Consider the following 19,856-nt stretch of genomic DNA (forward strand, 5'->3'; position numbering starts at 1 on the left):
AGACGCGCTTTTATTACAGGTTTTGGAGGCTTTACCGGTCGTTACCTCGTCGATGAACTGGGTGCAAATGGATATGAAGTTTTTGGTTTGGAAAACCGGCAAACCTGTATTAATGGGGCAGTAGAATATTTATGCGATATAAATGATCAAATGCGTTTAACAGAGATATTGGCGAAGGTAAAGCCGGATGTCATCATACACCTTGCCGGAATATCTTTTGCGGTGCATGATAATACAAGAGAGATTTACCAGGCTAACTTGTTAGGAACTTTATCCCTTTTAAAGGCGATTGAAGACAGCAAATGTTGTCCGTATAAGGTCATACTGGCCAGTAGTGCTCATGTTTATGGGAACCAAGCACAATCGCCGATTTTGGAATCCTGTATCCCTGCTCCGGTAAGTGATTATGCGGTTAGCAAGCTGGCCATGGAACACATGGCTAGGTTGTGGTTTGACCGCCTGCCAATCTTGGTAACGCGCCCGTTCAACTACACAGGTGTAGGTCAGACGGCAATGTTTTTGCCGCCCAAGATCGTTAATCATTTTGTCAGGCGGGCTCCGGAAATAGAACTGGGTAATCTTGATGTGGCCCGGGACTGGTCCGATGTACGGGACGTAACGCTTATCTACCGTCGCCTGCTCGAGTGCCCGGCGCATGGTGTAGTGGTGAATATATGTTCGGGTATATCGTACTCTTTACAGTATGTTTTGGAGACGATGATAAAGATTACCGGACACCAAATCAAAGTCCGTGTCAATCCGGAATTTGTGCGTTTAAATGAGGTTAAGGAACTTAGGGGAGAAAACAGTTTGTTGCAGTCACTCATTGGTAATATACCGAGGCGTCCTTTGCAGGAAACGTTAGCATGGATGTATGAATCTGAACTGTCCTTAACCGGAGCCATTGCAGGTGAAGCTAAGCAATGAGGGTAGTACTGGCCGCGGATGCAATCAAACCGCCCCTTACTGGTATTGGGAGGTATACTTGGGAACTAGCCACCCGTTTGCCAAATCATGCAGGTATTAAGTCTGTCCATTACTTGGCACATGGCCGTTGGAGAACTCCGGAGGAAATTAATGCGGTTGGGCTTAGATATGATACCGGTGGGGTGGGTAAGGGTTGTAAAATTAAAAATCTATATCGTTGTCTTGGGCGGAACCGGGTTGTAAGTGGAGTTTACGATATACTGGCAGCATTACTTACTAAAGCTAGTCTAAACAGAAAAGATATAGATATCTTTCACGGGCCGAATTATTTTGTGCCGGAGGTAGATGTACCCTGTGTAGTTACGGTACATGACCTCTCTACCCATATTAATCAAGACTGGCATCCAGCCCCCCGGGCTGCACGAATCAATAGATTGATGAGCAGGTCTGTGGCAAATTCCAAGCTGGTTATTACTGATTCCCAGGCAATCAGGACGGAGGTAATATCTTACTTTGACCTCCCGGAAGACAGGGTTGTCGCTATACCTCTGGGTGTCGATGTTGCTTTCAGGCCTAGAGCAGAGGCCGATCTTAGGACACCTCTCAGGAAGCTTGGCCTGCAGCCAGGCGGTTATTGTCTTTGTGTTTCAACCATCGAGCCGCGTAAAAATATATTACGCCTGATCAATTCATACCGAAAGCTTCCCGCTTATGTTCGACGTTGTCAGCCCCTTGTGTTGGTGGGTGAGCCCGGGTGGAACAGTCAGGGCATTCATGAGTCTATTATGCAAGCTTGCCAGGAAGGATGGCTGAAATATATGGGTTTTGTTTCGCAAGATTTGTTACCCTTGCTTTATGCAGGTTGCAGGCTATTTGTCTATCCCTCCCTTTACGAAGGCTTTGGGTTGCCCATTGCAGAGGCCATGGCTAGCGGAGTTCCCGTACTGACATCTAACCGTTCGTCAATGCCGGAAGTAGCAGATGGAGCTGCGTGGCTTGTTGAGCCTGAAAATGAGAATGATCTGCGGGATGGCTTATTAGCGGCGATAGAAGATGAATTCTGGCGTTCTAAAGCTGTTAAGGAAGGCCTTCGTCGAGTGTCGGAAATGAGTTGGGAAGTTTGTATTGCTAAGACAGTTGAGGCTTATCGTGCTGCACTAAACAAATGAATTCCAAGAACTTAAAGTTTTTTTAATATATGCAATCAGGAAAAATGGGAGGACTACTTATGAAAGCTGTTATTTTGGCCGGGGGCAGCGGTACCAGGCTGTGGCCTCTTAGTAGAAACCAGTATCCGAAGCAGTTTTTAAAACTAAGAAATATGGATAAATCTATTTTCCAACTAACACTTGAAAGATGCCTTAAGCTCGTTGGTCTGGCGGAGATTTACATAGTAACAAACATCAACTATAAGTTTTTAGTGCTGGGACAAATTGAGGAGCTTGGCTACAGATTCGACGTGAATCATGTTTTAGTCGAGCCGTCAGGCAAAAATACGCTTCCGGCTGTTTATTATGCTATCAAAGAAATTCAAAAACAGGGTGATGATATAGTAGTAGTGATCCCGTCTGACCAATTGATTGACAATGAAGAGAAATTTATCCGTACCATCAAGCAAGGTGAAAATATAGCTGGGAAATATTTAATTACTTTCGGGATACGTCCAGACAAACCACATACAGGTTACGGTTATATTAAGCCTGCATTGCCTTTGGAGCAAGGTTATACAGTAGATGAATTTAAAGAAAAACCGGATTATGAAACAGCACTATATTACGTAGAAAATGGTTATCTGTGGAATAGTGGTATGTTCATGTTCCATACGGATGTTTTTACAGAAGAAATAAAACAGCATAACCCAGAAGTTTATGAGGCTTTTAAATCAAGCGATATTGATGAAATATATGAAAGAACACCTAGTATATCCATAGATTACGGTGTCATGGAAAAGACTGAACGGGTGGCGGTTATTCCTTTAAATATTGGGTGGAGTGATCTGGGGAGTTTTGATGCTTTATATGAAAGATTTAACGGAGATGAAAACGGAAATATTACTTTTAATGGTGACATATTAATTGATTCATCAAATAATCTTCTCTACACCAATAAGGATAAAACCGTAGCGTTAATTGGTGTTGAGGATTTAATTGTGGTTGATCAAAAGGATGCGTTGTTATTATGTAAAAAAGACCAATCACAAAAAGTTAAAGAAGTAGTTGATAGGTTGAAAAACACTAATAGCCCAAAGGTGGATTTTCATTTGACCACTTACCGGCCGTGGGGTTCTTATACTATTTTAGAGGAAGGGCTATTTTATAAAATAAAGCGCATCACTGTTTTGCCGGGGAAAAAACTAAGTTATCAACTGCACCACCACCGTAGCGAACACTGGATCGTGGTCAAGGGAACAGCCATGGTTACCGTAGAAGGTGTAGAGTCTTTTGTGAGAAGCGGTGAAAGCACTTTTGTAAAGTCAGGGCTCAAACACCGTTTGGAAAACCCTGGGAAGATTTTGCTGGAGGTAATAGAGGTGCAACTTGGTGAGTATTTGGAAGAAAACGATATAGTCAGGATTGATGATGATTTTGGCAGGGAAACTGGTAATGTTTGATATTAAGGTGGTTTTTAATGACTGATTACATGAAAAGATACCTTCATGTGGTAGGGGGGTTACTGGGCGCCCTCGGTGTAGTTTTTGTTGTTATAAAACTGGTAACGTATGCTGATCAGATTAAGTTTTCAGAGTTTGGTGTGAGCACCTTACTTGCATTGCTTAGTCTGGCAGTGGTTTATGGATTAGCTAGTATCATACTGGCGTTTGCTTGGCGTGATCTTCTTAAACATTTGAATTTAAGAGTAGACACCCGTTGGGCTATATGGACACATGGCACTTCGCAGCTCGCAAAATATGTGCCGGGGAATATATTCCACCTTGCCGGGCGACAGGCAATTGGTGTAGCAGCAGGTTTGCCCGCTTGGCCGCTGGCAAAGTCAGCAATTTGGGAATTAGGTACATTATCAGTTACCGGCAGCTTGTTTGTTCTGTTAGTTTTACCTTTTTTTGTGGCGGAAATAACGAGCTTGTTAGCTTTGTTCATCTTCTTCGTTTTTTTCTTGGCTTGTGTATGCGTTATCTATCGCTGGTTTAGTCCTTTGGTTGCGAGGGCTATGAGTATTTATGCTGTTTTTCATGTGTTATCTGGAACCGTTTTTTTTGTGGTCTTATGTATTATTCTTCCTTCCAACTTAGAGATCAGCGCTCTGTTCGCGGGAATTTGCGGTGCTTACGTTGTTGCCTGGTTGGCTGGATTGGTGACACCGGGCGCACCAGCCGGCGCTGGTGTTCGGGAGTTTGTGTTATTTGCCATTTTACATACTGTAGTCAGTGAGGCTGATTTACTTGCTGCCATTGTACTTGGGCGAAGCGTGACGGTAGTTGGAGATGTAGTTTATTATTTTATCGCGCTTGGCATGCGGAAAAAGGAATTTAATGCCAATGCTGACGGATTATCTTCAGTTAAGTACGACGACCTGTAAAAGTGTTATTAGACAGACATATCATTTTTTTAAGGGGTAAGATATGTTTATAAAGAGTAAATGGTTAGCGTTTGGGGCTTATGTCACTGTGTTTCTGATAATTTTATCGATATATGGTACAATTCCATTTTTATCGATACCAACATTAGGACAAGTAGTATGGACTTCAGGTTTTGCAGAGTCTTTTGTAAATGCAGATTGGCCCTCCATTAAAGCAGTAAACTTCGGTTTGCCCGATAAAGCTGCAATTGCATTCGGTCTTGCAGGTGCATTTTTGCAAAGTGCATTCATAGCAGTTTTTGGCATGCACCCGGCAGATGCATATGCATTGGGTGCAGTTGTGTGGCTTGCCTTGTCTCTCTGGGGGGCGATTAGGCTTTGCCAGTTTCTAGGCACCAGTTTTGTGCAAGGTTCATTTCTGTCGTTAATATACCTTACTCTACCAATTGTTTGGTGGCATGATAGGTATTCAATGCTATCTTTCGGTTTTGCATTACTGCCGCTATATCTGTATATCGCATTTATGGTGATCTACCGTTTGCCTGAAATAAAAATATATTCTAAAGATTGGTGGATTACAGTCTGTACGTTTGCCGCGGTTTTTTTACTTTCCGTGTTTATGGATGGGTACACATTTGTAATGTTTTTTGCTGCTTGTGGGCTTATTTGGTTTGTAGCATTTATTCGTAAAGATGTTACAAGAAAGTTACTTGTTTTTCAGTCATTGCCGGTCATTTTACTTTCTGCGTTGCTTTCCTATTTGCTTTACACGCTTTATGTCGGGACTTCCGAGTATTCTCCATCCCCTATGAGTTTCTTCCGTGGATGGGGAGTTGATCTGGTGATGTTGTTAATTCCAAGTCAGGGGGTTGGATGGTTGTGGGACGCACTGGGAATAAGCGTTCCACGTAGTAGTAGTGATTTCTTTGGCGATGCTTCAGTATGGATGACAACCTTTGCACTTCCTTTAATTATTGTTGGTGTAACTGGCTATTGCTTGGCGAGAAAGAATCGTTACGCTCTTCCATTGTTGCTGGTAGCTTTAATAGGGTTTTATTTTTCGCTTGGCCCGTCTTTAAAGGTAGATTCTGTTCGTCCTGTTGATGAGAATGGGAAGGTTCTGGTACAAGGACAGTTGATGCCTCCTGAGGTTGCAATAATACCAACAGGTAATGCGGTCATTTACGAACATGTGCCTGGTTTTAATAGTATGCGTGCAACATATCGCTGGTCGGGGTTGATGTTTACAGCGCTTTGGGGTCTTACAGTGCTCTTCGTAATATCAATCTCGTTAACAAATATAGGTTTTTTAATAAGTAGCATAATTATTGTTTTTTTAATTGTTTCTAACCTTCCGGATGTCCCGAACAGGTTAAAACAGGGAATGAATTATCACAGTGCAATGCACCAGATGGATACTGATTTTGTTCCTTTAGCCGATTATTTGGGAAAGGGGGCAAGAGTCCTTTTTGCACCACCGGGTAACGATTTTATCGTAAATTATTTGGCCGCAACTGGTAACTACCGTGCATTTAATATTGGAGGAGACAAAAATCTTGAAATAGCTCGAAAAGCTTGGCCTCAGCCTATTAAACAAATGCAGCTTTTCAGTCCGGGTCCATATTTTGTCGAAGAACTGAAAATTATTCTTTTGAATGATGTAGTTGACTATGTGGTTATACCATATTTCGATATGCTTTGGGGTGCACATGCTTGGCCTCCTAATAGAAATGAAATTATAAGTCGGAAGGAACAGTTTTCGCAAATGGTCGATATGTTTGAAAAAGACTCTTTGTTTAATGTAAAGAATGAAAAATTATACACATTAATATCTCTTTCCCCAGACGCTAATAGGCAACACATTCAATCTGCCATCCGTGAGGTCTCTATGATATATGATTGCCAACCTCCGCAATGCTTGAACTGGGAGGCAAAACGTGAAGATATTCCGACGCAAGTAGGGAAGCGGGTATCGGGTGCAGTGCGTTCAACCGGCCAATCCGGGTTTTTGGTATTTGGGCCCTATAAACCAATGAAAGCAGGAAATTACATGTTAGAATTGCGCGGTATAATCCACTCAACTAACGGAAGGGTGATTACGGATGTAGTAGGTGATAAAGGGCAGTGCACTTTTGCACGCTTTGAAGAGTTGGATGGTGTGAATTCGAGTAATGCGAGCGTTTTGCTGAACAAAGCAGTGGTGTTGGATAAAGCGATTAGTGATTTGGAGGTCCGGGTTTGGGTGGACGAGTTAGCGGATATTGAGTTGTACGGTTACTCGCTTCGTCCTGTTGATTAAGTTAATACATTTAAAGGGCTGATTTTGAATGAAAAAACTCATAGTGCAAATCCCCTGCTACAACGAAGAAAATACATTGCCTATAACAGTGGCTGATATACCCAGGTTTATACCTGGTGTTGATAAGGTCGAAATAATGATTATTGATGACGGAAGCTCTGATAGAACAGTAGAGGTTGCAAGAGAAATCGGTGTGGAGCATATCATAAGTTTTCCAAAAAATAAAGGGCTGGCAAGGGCTTTTGCAGCAGGATTGGATGCTTGTTTAAGGTTAGGGGCAGATATTATCGTAAATACGGACGGAGATAACCAGTATAACGGTTCGGATATTCCCAAACTGATTAGGCCGATTATAGAGGGTAGAGCCGAGATAGTAATTGGTGATAGGCAGGTAGAAACCATAGAACATTTTTCTAAAACAAAAATTTTATTGCAGAAACTTGGTAGTTGGGTAGTTAGAAAAGCATCATCCACAGATATTCCCGACACTACAAGTGGGTTTAGGGCTTATAGCCGTGATGCTGCTTTGCAGATTAACGTGACATCAGATTATACTTATACTCTAGAAACTATTATTTCTGCCGGCCATCGAAGAATGGGAATAGAATCCGTTCCCATATCTACCAACGAAAAGCTTAGGGAATCGAGATTATTTGGTAGTGTAAGAAAGTATGTATCACGGTCGGCAACAACTATTATTAGAATATACACCATGTATCAACCATTAAAAGTCTTTTTAAGTATGGGTATCTTCTCCATGATTCTTGGTACAATAATTGGTATTAGGTTTTTATTTTTTTATTTTATAGGCCAAGGAACAGGACATATCCAATCCTTAATTCTTATGGCGGTACTTCTTCTTATGGGATTTCAGTTAATTATTTTTGGCATACTAGCTGATTTAATAGCTAACAATAGAAAACTTAATGAGATGATTTTAACGAAAGTTAGAAAAATAGATGCAGATATTGATAAGGACAATTTTTTATATTCAAATAATACTACACGTAAAGGAATAGAGATTTTGGGGTCTAGTTATAATGAAATTGCCTCCGCAAAAGATGAAAATAAAAGTTAGCTAATATTTGGAGTGATTTAAAGTGTATAAATCAATTGAGGCCTGCCGCACTGCTTTTAAGGCATATGATATTCGGGGTAAGGTCCCAGAAGAATTAAATGAAGAAACGGCATATCGCATAGGGCGAGCTTATGTAGATCTCTTTAAAGCTAAAAAAGTAGCGGTGGGGTATGATGTGCGAACATCTAGCCCGACCCTTGTTAATGCGCTTACCAAAGGCTTAATGGAAAGCGGTTGTGATGTTATGGATATCGGTCTATGTGGAACTGAGCAGATTTATTTTGCTACATGTTATATGGAACTTGACGGTGGCATCATGGTGACAGCCAGTCATAATCCTCAGGACTATAACGGTATGAAATTGGTTCGTTCCGGTGCCAGGCCAATTAGTGGGGACAGCGGGTTGAATGAATTGATGGAAAAAGTGATTTATGCTCCTTACACGCCAAGTCTTGTTTCTAGCGCCGGTCTTGGGGAGCATATTCACCAGGATATTATGGCTGAATATGTGCAGCACCTTTTATCATACTTGGATCTATCCATTCTTAGCTCATTCAAAGTAGTAGTGAACGCTGGAAACGGTTGTGCAGGGCCGGTCGTTGATTTATTGGAACAAAAACTGCCTTTTCAATTTATAAAAGTTAACCATGAGCCTGATGGAACATTTCCTAATGGTATTCCCAACCCTTTATTGCCCGAAAATCGGGAGGTAACAGCAAAGGCGGTACAGGAATCGGGAGCGCACATTGGTATTGCTTGGGATGGTGATTTTGACCGGTGCTTTTTGTTTGATGAACAGGGTAATTTTATTGAAGGTTATTACATAGTTGGTTTATTAGCTAAATTTTTTTTACAACGTTACCCGGGGGGCAAGATAATACATGACCCTCGTTTAACTTGGAATACTGTGGAGTTAGTACGAAAACACGGTGGTCTGCCTGTACTCAGTAAAACCGGGCATGCTTTTATTAAAGAGCGCATGCGTTTGGAGAATGCTCTATACGGCGGGGAAATGTCGGCACACCATTATTTTAGAGACTTTGCTTATTGTGACAGCGGCATGATTCCCTGGCTGCTGGTTCTGGAAATGATGAGCCGGGACGGAAAGTATTTATCAGAGTTAATTAGAGAACGAATAAACCGTTTTCCAGCAAGTGGAGAAATTAACCGCGTGGTAGCTCAACCAAAAGAGGTTATGCGATGTGTAGAACAAAAGTATGCAATGGGGAAACCAATTATTGATCGAACAGACGGATTGAGTATGGAATTTGATACATGGCGTTTTAACTTGCGTATGTCAAATACCGAGCCTTTGTTAAGATTGAATGTTGAATCAAGGGGTGATTATAATCTCCTTGAGCAAAAGACAGATGAACTCCTGGCATTTATTGATTCTGTAGCTGAGCATTGATACGAGCATTATTCTATATTACTGTTTTATTATTGGCGGTTATGGAACAACTTAGCAAGCTCCTACGTCAAATAATTAAATAGTGAATTTTTAAGGAGGAGTTTGCTAATGAAAAAAAGATTTGTGGTTCTAGTTATTGCGGCATTTATGTTGTTTGTTTTTGGCAGTATGGCGGAAGCAACGGTGGCCAACAAACAAATTCAAGTTAATTATAATAACGTAAAGATAGTCACTAATGGGAAAGCGGTTACTTTAACAGCCGATCAAGAGCCATTTTTATTGAACGGGGTCACTTTTGTGCCTCTGCGCGCTGCAGGACAAGCATTGAACAGCACTGTGAACTGGGAAGCTTCAACTAAAACCGTTGTTATTACCGGGAACAGTAACAATAACGCGAGTAACACCGATTTGCTTGTACAAATAGCGCAAAAGAATCAGGAGATTGTCGCCTTAAAAGCTCAAGTCGCTGCTTTGCAGGCGAAATTAGACGATGAAGATACTGATGAAGATTATGATCTAGATAAAATTGAAGATAAACTACTGGATCAATACGGTGAACTGGAAGATGTAAAAATTGATGAAATCGCATTGAAGGGTGACGATGATTTTGTGAAAGTTGATGTCGAAGTTGACCTTGACGATTATAAAAAAGAGTGGAAGGATTTAACCGAACGGGAAATTAAAAACTGGGTGGAAGACCTGGTGGAAGAAATCCAAGCTAAGTTAAATAGCAATACGGTAGTTGACGGTATGATTTACAGTACGGATGATGAAGATTTAGTGGAATTCTACAAAAGAGGCAAAAACCGGTTGGATGTATATATCATAAATAATTACAAAGGAGTTAATGCCTCAAAGGTAATAGATAGCCTGGAAGGTGACAGGTATTCAGTAGAAGGTATTAGATTTTCTATAGGTGAGCTTGATTATGAAGAGGATAAAGAACTTGTTAACGTGAACTTTGAAGCCGAAGCAGCCGATGTCGCGGAAAGATGGGATGAATTAAACAGAATCGAGATTAGTGATGCTGTGGATAAAATTGGCAAAGCTATAGCCGGCGAGTTTGAAAATGAAGACGTTCCGGTTGAAGCAGTGAGGTTATATTTCTATGACGAAGATAATGAAAGACTAGGCAGTTACCGGTATAACAATAATTAAAGAACACCATGCCCTGGAGTCTCCTGCTTGGTTGCGGCGGGAGGCTTTTTACCTTGCAGGAAATGAGGCGGTACTGTCGAAATAGGGAACCGTATATTTATTAATGGAGGTTTGATATATAGTGAGAAATATGAAGTTCAAAGCACTGCCGTTAACCCTGCTGCTCATTGCGGCAGTCGTCATTGGATATGCCGGTTTGGCGGCGGCCGACAGTGCTGATCCGGGTTCCATCAATGACCCATTGGTCACCAAAAGCTTTGTAGTTAAGTATGTGCAGGATTACATAGGTGGCCAGGCTTCTCAAGGCGGCTCCGGTTCTTTAGCCTGGACGGTGGTTAATCTGGAAGCTGGCCAGGAATTCATCGGCAAGGCCGGGACCGAAATTATTGTGCGCAGCGGCAGTGCTGTGGTGGTGGATCCCAGCAGCGGCGGCATCCCTGACCTGACGGATGGTAAAAACGTCATGGCCGGCCAGGTGGTGGACAATAATCACCTGCTCAGTGTACCCAGATCCGATGGCCGTGGTATCCAGGCACAAAAACCGGCTACCATCATGTACCGTGGCTTTGAATCTGAGGCAGCGGCTCTGGTTCAGTAAAGAGAAAACCTAAAAAATACACCGGTGTCACTATGTACAGTGCCCGGTGTTTTTATGAATGCTTGGGTTGGCCGCCGGCGGATATAATAAGGCATGAATAAATAATTGCGAATCTGCCTTTGGAGGTATTGTTTTGAACGAAAGTAAATGGAAGGCCTTGTTAATCGGGATTATCCTGGTAGCGCTGCTGTCTGCCGGGTATACAGCCTGGCAGAGACATGGGCTGGAAGAGAATAATCAAAGTGTAGCTATAACAGTTGTTTATGATGAAGCAGCGGCACTGGCCCGTATGAATGGCCAGAGCGTAGCGAGAGTTCTTAGTAAGTTCAAAGAAAATGGAGTAAGTACGGTCTTAGTTAAAGAGCCCACTGTCAGGGATGCCGAAGCTAACGGTGAACTGCTGCTGTGTACCGGAGGCGAACTGCTCTTGCCGGGTAATGCGAGCCTCTGGCAGCAGTTTGGAGAGGAGTTCAGGGCGCAGATTAAACCTGATTGCCGGTATTTGCTTCTAGGTGACTCCGCAGTATTCCAAAGGGTGCTGGGCCAGTTGCAGGCCAAGCAAGTAGCGGTTCGTTCCTGGGCTGGTGGAGAAGGGACGAATATTTATATTATCGAGGTAGCTTATCATTGGGGCTTGTTTGAACAAATGGGTCTGGGCTTCCCGTCCGGTGCATTAGAGGAAATAAATGCAGCCGGGTTAGATACAATGGTTCAAGTGCGCTCATGGAATCAAGTAACCCCGGCCGGATTGACCTATGTTTTGCGGGAGCTAAAAAAAATACCTAATCTTTCCGGGATATTATTTAATGATCCGGTACTGCCAGGTTACCCCAAAAATATCAGGCTGCTTTCGTATTTAATTTTAGAGCTGGATGTTCCCCTGGTGCAGATTGAGTTTACCACCCAGAAAGGCCTGGCCAACCTGGGACTGCTGCTGGATAAAAACGTGGTCAGGCTGCACACGCTGTCCCTGGAGGAAGATAACAAGAAAAATTACGATATTGCTGAGATGGTGGACCGCTTTAACCTGGCGGCTGCGGAACGCAATATCAGGGTTTTGCTGCTGCATTCCTACATGAAAAGCGATGAGCCGGATATGCTGGCCTTTAACCTCCAGCTGGCTCAGGCCACACGGGACAATCTCGAAGCCGAGGGACTGCAGGTGGGAGAGGCGTCGGAGCTGCAGCCCATGCACAATTCACGGCTGGTCCTGTTTGTGACCGGGCTGGGGGTAATTGCCGGGGCAATGCTGCTGGTGATAATGTTGGGCTGGAACAGGGCAGCCATGGGTATTGGTTTGCTGGGTCTTCTGGCCTGGACCGGCATGCTGGCCGTTGAGCTGGTTACCCCGGCTCGTAAAATAATGGCCTTTATCGCGGTGGTGGTTTTCCCCACCCTGTCCTTGATGGTGAATGTAAGGCAGGGCGGGACTTCGGTGGGCCAAAGTATCCTGATGCTGTTGCGCACTTCAGTTTATTCACTTGTTGGGGCTTTATTGATGGTGGGCTTGTTGGGTGATATCGGCTTTATGCTGAAACTGGACCAGTTTTCCGGTGTTAAGTTGGCCCACGTGGTGCCATTACTGCTGCTGGTGGTGATCTTCTTCTTTAAAGTCGCTAAGGATGGCGGCGGCTGGCAGCGTAAACTGCAGGAACTGCTGGAAGAGCCGGTTCTGGTCAAGTTTGTCCTGATTGGCGGGTTGCTTTTAGTGGCGCTGATGGTTTATGTCTCCCGTACAGGCAACGAATCCGCGGCGATATCTAACTGGGAATTGCAGTTTCGTGCCTTGCTGGATAATCTGCTCGGCGTGCGTCCCCGCACCAAAGAGTTTCTGCTGGGACACCCGCTTTTGCTGCTGATGTTATACTTGGGGTACCGGAACAACAAGTATCTACCGCTGTTGCTGGGCGGGGCTATTGGTCAAATTTCCCTGGTCAACACATATGCCCATATCCACACACCGCTGGTTATTTCATTACTGCGCAGCCTGCACGGCCTTTGGCTGGGAATACTTATCGGCCTGATACTGATTGCTCTCTGGCGCTTTGGCGAAGCCCTGCTGGTTAATCACCGGGGCCGGCTGCGAAGGGATTAATGGCCGGTGATGAGAAGTGGAAGGGTTAATATAGATATCAAATAATATACAAAGGGGGAGGTTAACTTAAGAAAGTCTTGGTCGTTTATTAGCGGCGTTATTGTTGGTGCCTTAATTTTTGGTTCGGCGGTATCCTTTACCAGTGAAGCGAAAAGAAATGTCCAGGTGCTGTTCTCGAACATCAGAGTTGTGGTAGATGGCGCTCTTTTGCTCGACACGGATGAACCCTTTCTGCTGAATGGTCGTGTATATGTGCCTCTGCGCACGGTGGCGGAAGCTCTGGATAAAGAAGTCGCCTGGCAGGACAACCTGGTGTTGATTGGCAGCGGCAAACAAGGTTTGCTGCTCCCATACCTGGCTCCACCCTCTGTCCATGGCGTCAATTGGCGGGTAGGCGAGTCACAAGTTAATGGTACTGTCTATGAGCAGGGTTTTCATGTAGTGGGCATGAAGGGCTGGAAAGAGGCCGATATGACCTTTAATGTAGGTCAGAAGTATATTAAGGAGATTAGCGGTTCTATTGCTCTGGATGATGGAAATAAGGAAAATGTCCAGCCGGTTAAAGTGAAAATTATGCTGGATAAAGAAATAATCTGGCAGGGCACCCTGAAATCAGGGCAAAAGCCCATCCCGATCACCATTAAGCCGGCAGTTAAATCCAGGCAAATAATTGTCCAAATGGACAATTTAGCGGAAACCAGGATAGACTTTATTGGCTTTAAAGCTAAATACTAGGCAATTATGGGGAACACACATCAGTGTTCCCTGTTTTTTTGCAGCTGGCGAGGGGTTGCACTTTTAACACTTTTCTTTTTTCTACATAACTTTTTAAGATCATATAAGCAGTGCCATTGGTAATAATCCCATTATTCTCTTTAATCTGCTCCAGCACCTGGTTATCAAAGAAATCCTGCTTTAATAAAAATTGATAAGCCTGCTCCTTAGTTAAATTCTTTTGGTCTAAATACTGTAGCAGCATGTAGGAAATGTCCTGAAGCGTTAAAGCATTGCCTTCGGTATAAAGCAGTGGTGGTTTTATATCCACAGCGGTAAGCTTGGTTAGCCAGTGCAGCAAGTTAATAAACTTTGCCTCACTCATTTCCTCATCTAAATCATATTCATTCTCATAGCCGCCAAAGACCAGACCGTAACTTCGTACCAATTTTAAACCCGGGTAAGCCCAGTGCTTAGTTTCCGGCGCCTGGTACTGGAAGGGCTTGAGCTCCATCCCCTGTTGGTTTAACCGCTGCCGCAGTTCAGTAAGATAAACTTTGTGCTTACTGAGCTCGCTTACTGGAACACCCTTATCGATACTCAACGCGGCGGCCACTCCGGCGGCCTGGCCGGCGGCCATCCCCACCGGGAGCACCCTGGCGCTGCCGTGAGCCAAAGAATCAAAGCTGGCAGCCCGGCCTACGACCATTAATCCATTTATATTTTGAGGAATTAACGCCCGGAGTGGTATTCCGTATTGCTTCGGCACCCCGACGATAGCCCCCTTAAAGTTTGGGTCCAGCGCCTGAATATCAATGGGGTAGGAACCGCAGGCTATCGTGTCGGGAAAATCCCTGTTTTCCAAAACATCATCCACTGTCAGCCGGTACTCACCATAAATATGGCGTGATTCCCGGACATAGAATTCGGGCGCCAGAGCCACCAGTTCAGCGTGGGCGAAGCCGGGAATATGCTCTCTGAAATACTCAACAATGAGCGGCAGCTCCTGCTCGGCCAGCACACGAGCCGAGGCCAGCTGTTCCTTATCCAGCGGGTTGATATTGTACACATGCAGCGCATTCACCAGCACCGTGCCATCTTTTTGCCGGCCAATGTTTAAGCCCCGTATCCCTACTTGTTCATTACTGGGCCGGTACTTGGACATCACCTCGCCAAAGCCCCAGGCGCTGACCATGTTGATGCCGACATAGTGGGTGCCCGTTATCCTCTGGAGGGCAAGGTTAAAGCCTAATTTAAGCCAATCCAGTCTGGAGACCCCCTTCAGTTGGAAGACTGGAGTAACAGCCATATTTCTTGTCTCATAGCCCATATCACTTTGGCCAAAGCTGTAGGCTGCACCGGCCAGGGCTGCCAGGTCGGCATCCTGGGTGGCATCAATGACGATGTTTGCATTGAAAGGCCGCTCACCGCCGCCTTGTTCAGTGACCAGAATACCGGTAACTTGGCTTTTGCCGGCTGTGTTGGGAGCTACGACAGGCTTGATTGTGGCCGCACCGAGCAAAACATGAATATTGGGTTCATTTTCAACCAGTTGATTAAATACTTTCAAGGCGGTACCGACATCAAAGGAATCGCCTTCTACCTGCTCGAAGAACTCAAGAAAAATTCCTTTATTTAAAATCCCTCCCCCGGGAGCATAGTTCATATCAATGGTATTTAACCAGCCACGGGTCATTAAGCCACCCAGCACTGGACGGGTATCCACCAGCAGTGTAGCTAGCCCATTCCTGGCCCCGGACACAGCTGCGGCAACCCCTTCAGGGTCACTGCCCACCACAATTAAATCGTAGTGCCGGTCCCGGGCTGCGGGTGCATCCGGCGGTGTCGGAACCATGGGTGCAGGCTCCGGACGCCTGTCCAATAAAAAATATAAGCCTGTAACTGCAGTGATTAGCAGGACAGCCCATAATATGTGACGCTTCATTTGCTCACCTTTTCATAACAATATCCTTTTTTACTCCGTCATTATATAACATAAAACCTTTATTTGATAGAGTCGGTTAGCCTGCTTACATAGAATGGTTTCGGCTAGGACAAGCAAATGGGCAGGAAATACGACAGACTTGTCGAATAAAAACTAGAACCTGTTATCTTGCTCAAATTTTTTTACGCAACAAAATACTGCCTAATACGTCTAAAATTATATACCGGGTGATATGATGAGAGTTGAACTACTCAATGTGCCAGTTGACAGCCTAACCATGGAGCAATGTGTTGAACGGGTAGCGGAATTAATCAAGGCCGGGGGCCCGCGCAGGGTGATTACCCTGAACCCCGAAATCCTTTACCGGGCTGTGCAGTTTGACCATACCTTGCTGGAGCTAATCAACCGGGCCGACCTGGTTACTGCCGACGGGGAGGGCATCGTCTGGGCCGGCCGGGTGGCGGGCTTGCCGTTCCCGGAGCGGGTTACCGGTATAGACTTGATGCTGCGCCTGGTGGAACGGGCTGCCGCCAAAGGGTGGTCCATATACCTGCTGGGGTCCGCGCCCGGGGTGGCTGAAGAGGCTGCGGCCAATTTAATCCGCCGTTATCCAGGGCTGCAGGTGGCCGGGACCCGGCATGGCTATTTTAAACCTGATGAGGAAGCAGGCCTGGCGCAGGCCATAAAACAAGCGGCGCCGCAGCTGCTCTTTGTGGCCCTGGGTGCGCCGGCCCAGGAAAAATGGATTGACCGCCATATTGAGCACCTGGGTTCTATGGTAGCTATCGGGGTTGGCGGTAGTATGGACGTAATCTCCGGCCGGGTGGTACGAGCGCCCCTGTGGATGCGGAAATTAAAAATTGAATGGCTGGGCCGGCTGCTCAAGGAACCGTCGCGCTGGCGGCGCATGCTGGTGCTTCCAAAGTTTGCCTGGCTGGTGCTGAAAACCTACCGATTCAGCCGCAAATAAGGATAATTTTAATTGAAGAAAACCCTGGAAAGATATATTATGTCGGTGTGGGTTATTTCACCCGGTTAACTATTTGGGTGGTGGCAAAAGGGAGGCGTGTCTGCAAGTATGTCTGAAAGAAAAAGAAGGAAACTAAAAAGCAAACTGCGCCTGGCAGTATTTTTAATAGTGCTGGCCGGTCTGTTTGCCGGTGGCTTTGCGGCTGCGAACAGCTTGCTTTGGCCATTATTAACCGGCAAATCCCTGGTGGACTTAAGTGACGATGATGCCGGAGACTTGGCCAAAATGCCGGGTATCAATGTGCTGATGATGGGTGTCGATGAACGCAGCGATGATGCAAGCCAGCGTACAGATACCATAATCCTGGCTAACATCAATAACAAGGAAAACAGGTTGGCGCTGCTCTCCATCCCCCGCGATACTAAAGTAGATATTCCGGGCCACGGAGTTAATAAAATCAATGCAGCTAATATTTTCGGAGGCCCCGAGCTGGCTATGCAAGAGGTGTCCGAGCTTACAGGCGTGAATGTGGATTACTATGTGCTCACTAACTTTAACGGGTTTAAGGATATCGTGGATGCCCTGGGCGGGGTTACGGTGGATGTGGAAAAGAACATGGATTATGCTGAAGGGCTTTATAACGGTGTCTACGATATTCACTTGACCAAAGGAGTGCAGAGGCTTAATGGTACCCAGGCTTTAATGTATGCCCGTTTCCGCAATGACGAGCTGGGTGATATTTCCCGAACCCAGCGCCAGCTTAAATTATTGAAGGCCATCGGCAATGAAGCGATGCAGCCCAGTTCAATCGCCAAGCTGCCCAAGCTGGTGCCCGAAATCTATAAAAATGTAGATACCAATTTAGGGCTGTCGCAAATGATTGCCCTGGCCAAGGCAGCGAAAAATTTAAATAACGTACAAATAGTCACCCAAACCATGCCGGGTTGGTTTTTAGATGAACACGGGGCCAGCTACTGGTATGTTGATCCTTCAACGGCCAAGCAGGTAGCCACAGCTTTATTTGAAGAAGGCAAGGTTGTTGAAGTGGTGCAGGGGGCACTCAAGGACGGCCAAAAGCCCACCCAGGTGGCCCTGGAAAATGTTAGGCCGGTTGAGCAGGCGAAGGAGAATGATTCCGGGGCTGAATCCGGCAATACAACAAATAACAACTATAAATACGACTATGACACCCAGGATTATGACGAGCCGTATACCGGCGAATATATAAATGAGGACAGCAAAGAGGATCCACTCACTGAAGGCGATAACGGTGGAGCATATACAAACAATGAGCAGCAGTCGCTGGAGGAACCGGTTACAGACATATTTGCTCCTGCCTTACCCGAGTCAACTAACCAGCCGGAACTTGAACCGAGCGAGCATGTAGATGTCATTATTAATACTTATCCATAGGAGATTAACAGTAGAAATTAGAATTACCACACTCGCCTGTGATTTGTCATGAACGGGTGTGGTTTTATTTTAGCAATAAAGTTAAAGAAAAATTTGTTAAGTTTTCTTTAATTTGCAGGGGAAAAAAAAGGAGTGTTGAATTATTAATTAATATTGCTATTATGATTCTGTCGTAAGATTAACTGCTTACATAACGGCCAGTTTTAAAAAATAGGCGTTGTTGGAGAGCGGACACTAATTCTATGAAAGGAGAGAGGTTAATTGTTAAAGAAAAGATTTATGGTGGTACTGGTAGTGGCATTCTGCCTAGCGTTAACGGCAGGTGGCGGCGCTTGGGCGGCCTCTTTTAGTGATGTGCAGGGACACTGGGCTGAGGATATAATTGATGAATGGTCTTCACTGGGGATGATCAATGGTTACCCGGACGGCACTTTTAAGCCGAACAGGCAAGTGACCAGGGCAGAGTTTGTGACGTTGATTAACAGGGCATTCTGCATAGAAGAAAGCAACACTGATCCAGGTTTCACCGATGTGCGCTCAAGCAATTGGTATTACGAGGACGTGGCTGTCGCCAAAGCTGCAGGCTATATTGAGGGTTATCCTGATAATTTATTTAAGCCCAACAATGGTATTTCACGACAAGAAGTAGCCGCTATTTTAGCCAGACTGCTGAACCTTGATGAAACCACCGATGAGTTGGATAAACTCACGGATAAGGACAGTATTGCCGACTGGGCGCGGGGCTATGTCGGAGCTAATGTAGATAATGGTGTATTTATCGGTATGCCTAACGGCGCCTTCCAACCCGCAAGGGGGATCACTCGTGCTGAGACACTGGCCGTTCTAGACAGGGCTTTAGATGACAGAGTCCCTGGAGATTGCGACGGTGATGGCAGCAGTGACGGCAGAAGTGAAAGCAGCGATGAAATAATAAACGATGATGATAACAGTGGTATTGAGGGAACTGTGATTTATAACGGCGAGCCGGTAGAAAACGCAACAGTCAAGGTTTATAAAGCAAATAGCAATAATGTGCTTGAAACAGAATATACCAACGAAGATGGCGAGTTTGAATTTAAGCTAGCCCCTGGTAAGTATGATATTACAGCCAGCTCTAGTAATAGAAAAACTAGTAAAAACGATATCGAAGTAGAGGAATCAAAATACACCAATGTAGAACTAAAATTAACCAGGACTAGTTCAGGCGGTGGCGGTAGCTACAGCACAACACCTAAATTAACAGCCGCAACAATTACAATTAATCCCCAGGGTGATAATAACGATAACATAACGATACCCGTAACCCTCAACAGTGACGGTTTGAAGGGGACAATTGATTTAAGCGAATATGGTGATTATGATTACGTAATCGGCGGTACGGTAACTTGCAGCGAAGTCGCGGAATTAAAAGTAACCGGTATTAATGGGGATTATGGTGACATGCTTAACCTGGTGCAGAGCAAACTCCAAATTCAGACACTGGCAGCCGGTAAAGAGGAAAAATTGGATCTGCTTAAATACCTTGACGAGCTTGATCCCCAGGATGACGGTATAAGTATGTGGTACCTGCGTACCCTACTGGGCAAACAGGCAACCATTAAAGGTACGCTTGCTGGCAATAGCAGAACCGTAGACGTTAACTTAACGGTAATTCTTGATAAAGCTGTCTAAGCCTAAATAAAAAACGACAAGTTCCAGAATGCCCCTTGCC

Annotated in this window: 15 protein-coding genes; 14 read left to right on the forward strand and 1 reads right to left on the reverse strand. The window is 44.9% G+C overall.

The window, feature by feature from the left end; translation table 11 throughout:
• Positions 1 to 12 precede the first annotated feature (12 nt).
• The 11 genes from SPSYN_RS03935 to SPSYN_RS03985 all read left to right on the forward strand — a co-directional run bounded on the left by SPSYN_RS03935 (position 13) and on the right by SPSYN_RS03985 (position 13,838).
• A complete protein-coding gene (locus SPSYN_RS03935) occupies positions 13 to 927 on the forward strand; it encodes a GDP-mannose 4,6-dehydratase (protein ID WP_279279243.1) in 915 nt (304 codons plus the stop codon).
• Positions 924 to 2,096, forward strand: a complete 1,173-nt coding sequence (locus SPSYN_RS03940) for a glycosyltransferase family 4 protein (RefSeq protein WP_161821196.1) — start codon at positions 924 to 926, stop codon at positions 2,094 to 2,096. Before SPSYN_RS03935 ends, SPSYN_RS03940 begins: the two co-directional genes overlap by 4 nt.
• Before the next feature lie 59 nt (positions 2,097 to 2,155).
• Positions 2,156 to 3,538: a mannose-1-phosphate guanylyltransferase/mannose-6-phosphate isomerase gene (locus SPSYN_RS03945; RefSeq protein ID WP_161821197.1), complete on the forward strand. Its 1,383-nt coding sequence runs from the start codon at positions 2,156 to 2,158 to the stop codon at positions 3,536 to 3,538.
• 17 nt (positions 3,539 to 3,555) lie between these two features.
• On the forward strand, positions 3,556 to 4,464 hold the full coding sequence (locus tag SPSYN_RS03950; protein WP_161821198.1) for a hypothetical protein: 909 nt from the start codon (positions 3,556 to 3,558) through the stop codon (positions 4,462 to 4,464).
• A gap of 43 nt (positions 4,465 to 4,507) precedes the next feature.
• Entirely contained in the window at positions 4,508 to 6,763 is a 2,256-nt protein-coding gene (locus SPSYN_RS03955) for a hypothetical protein (RefSeq protein ID WP_161821199.1), read from the forward strand.
• Positions 6,764 to 6,791: 28 nt separating this feature from the next.
• Positions 6,792 to 7,841 carry a glycosyltransferase family 2 protein gene (locus SPSYN_RS03960; RefSeq protein WP_161821200.1) on the forward strand — a complete coding sequence of 350 codons (1,050 nt, stop codon included), beginning with the start codon at positions 6,792 to 6,794 and terminating at the stop codon, positions 7,839 to 7,841.
• A 22-nt stretch (positions 7,842 to 7,863) separates the two neighbouring features.
• A complete protein-coding gene (locus SPSYN_RS03965) occupies positions 7,864 to 9,252 on the forward strand; it encodes a phosphohexomutase domain-containing protein (RefSeq protein ID WP_279279237.1) in 1,389 nt (462 codons plus the stop codon).
• Between the two features lie 108 nt (positions 9,253 to 9,360).
• On the forward strand, positions 9,361 to 10,410 hold the full coding sequence (locus tag SPSYN_RS03970; protein WP_161821201.1) for a copper amine oxidase N-terminal domain-containing protein: 1,050 nt from the start codon (positions 9,361 to 9,363) through the stop codon (positions 10,408 to 10,410).
• A gap of 130 nt (positions 10,411 to 10,540) precedes the next feature.
• Positions 10,541 to 11,008: a hypothetical protein gene (locus SPSYN_RS03975; RefSeq protein ID WP_243152918.1), complete on the forward strand. Its 468-nt coding sequence runs from the start codon at positions 10,541 to 10,543 to the stop codon at positions 11,006 to 11,008.
• A 133-nt stretch (positions 11,009 to 11,141) separates the two neighbouring features.
• Positions 11,142 to 13,103 (forward strand): DUF5693 family protein, encoded by a 1,962-nt coding sequence (locus SPSYN_RS03980; protein WP_161821203.1) that lies wholly within the window; start codon positions 11,142 to 11,144, stop codon positions 13,101 to 13,103.
• A gap of 114 nt (positions 13,104 to 13,217) precedes the next feature.
• Complete coding sequence (locus SPSYN_RS03985; protein WP_279279244.1) at positions 13,218 to 13,838, forward strand: stalk domain-containing protein; 621 nt, start codon at positions 13,218 to 13,220, stop codon at positions 13,836 to 13,838.
• A 4-nt stretch (positions 13,839 to 13,842) separates the two neighbouring features.
• Here the strand turns inward: SPSYN_RS03985 and SPSYN_RS03990 are convergent, their stop codons facing one another.
• Positions 13,843 to 15,762 (reverse strand): FAD-dependent oxidoreductase, encoded by a 1,920-nt coding sequence (locus SPSYN_RS03990; RefSeq protein WP_161821205.1) that lies wholly within the window; start codon positions 15,760 to 15,762, stop codon positions 13,843 to 13,845.
• 235 nt (positions 15,763 to 15,997) lie between these two features.
• Here SPSYN_RS03990 and SPSYN_RS03995 point away from each other — a divergent pair, with 235 nt between their 5' ends.
• The 3 genes from SPSYN_RS03995 to SPSYN_RS04005 all read left to right on the forward strand — a co-directional run bounded on the left by SPSYN_RS03995 (position 15,998) and on the right by SPSYN_RS04005 (position 19,816).
• Positions 15,998 to 16,732 (forward strand): WecB/TagA/CpsF family glycosyltransferase, encoded by a 735-nt coding sequence (locus tag SPSYN_RS03995; RefSeq protein WP_161821420.1) that lies wholly within the window; start codon positions 15,998 to 16,000, stop codon positions 16,730 to 16,732.
• A 108-nt stretch (positions 16,733 to 16,840) separates the two neighbouring features.
• Positions 16,841 to 18,145: an LCP family protein gene (locus SPSYN_RS04000; RefSeq protein ID WP_243152898.1), complete on the forward strand. Its 1,305-nt coding sequence runs from the start codon at positions 16,841 to 16,843 to the stop codon at positions 18,143 to 18,145.
• A 261-nt stretch (positions 18,146 to 18,406) separates the two neighbouring features.
• Positions 18,407 to 19,816, forward strand: a complete 1,410-nt coding sequence (locus tag SPSYN_RS04005; RefSeq protein ID WP_161821206.1) for an S-layer homology domain-containing protein — start codon at positions 18,407 to 18,409, stop codon at positions 19,814 to 19,816.
• Positions 19,817 to 19,856 lie beyond the last annotated feature (40 nt).

The organism is Sporotomaculum syntrophicum (assembly GCF_009932395.1).
In the GTDB taxonomy this organism is placed as follows: domain Bacteria; phylum Bacillota; class Desulfotomaculia; order Desulfotomaculales; family Desulfallaceae; genus Sporotomaculum; species Sporotomaculum syntrophicum.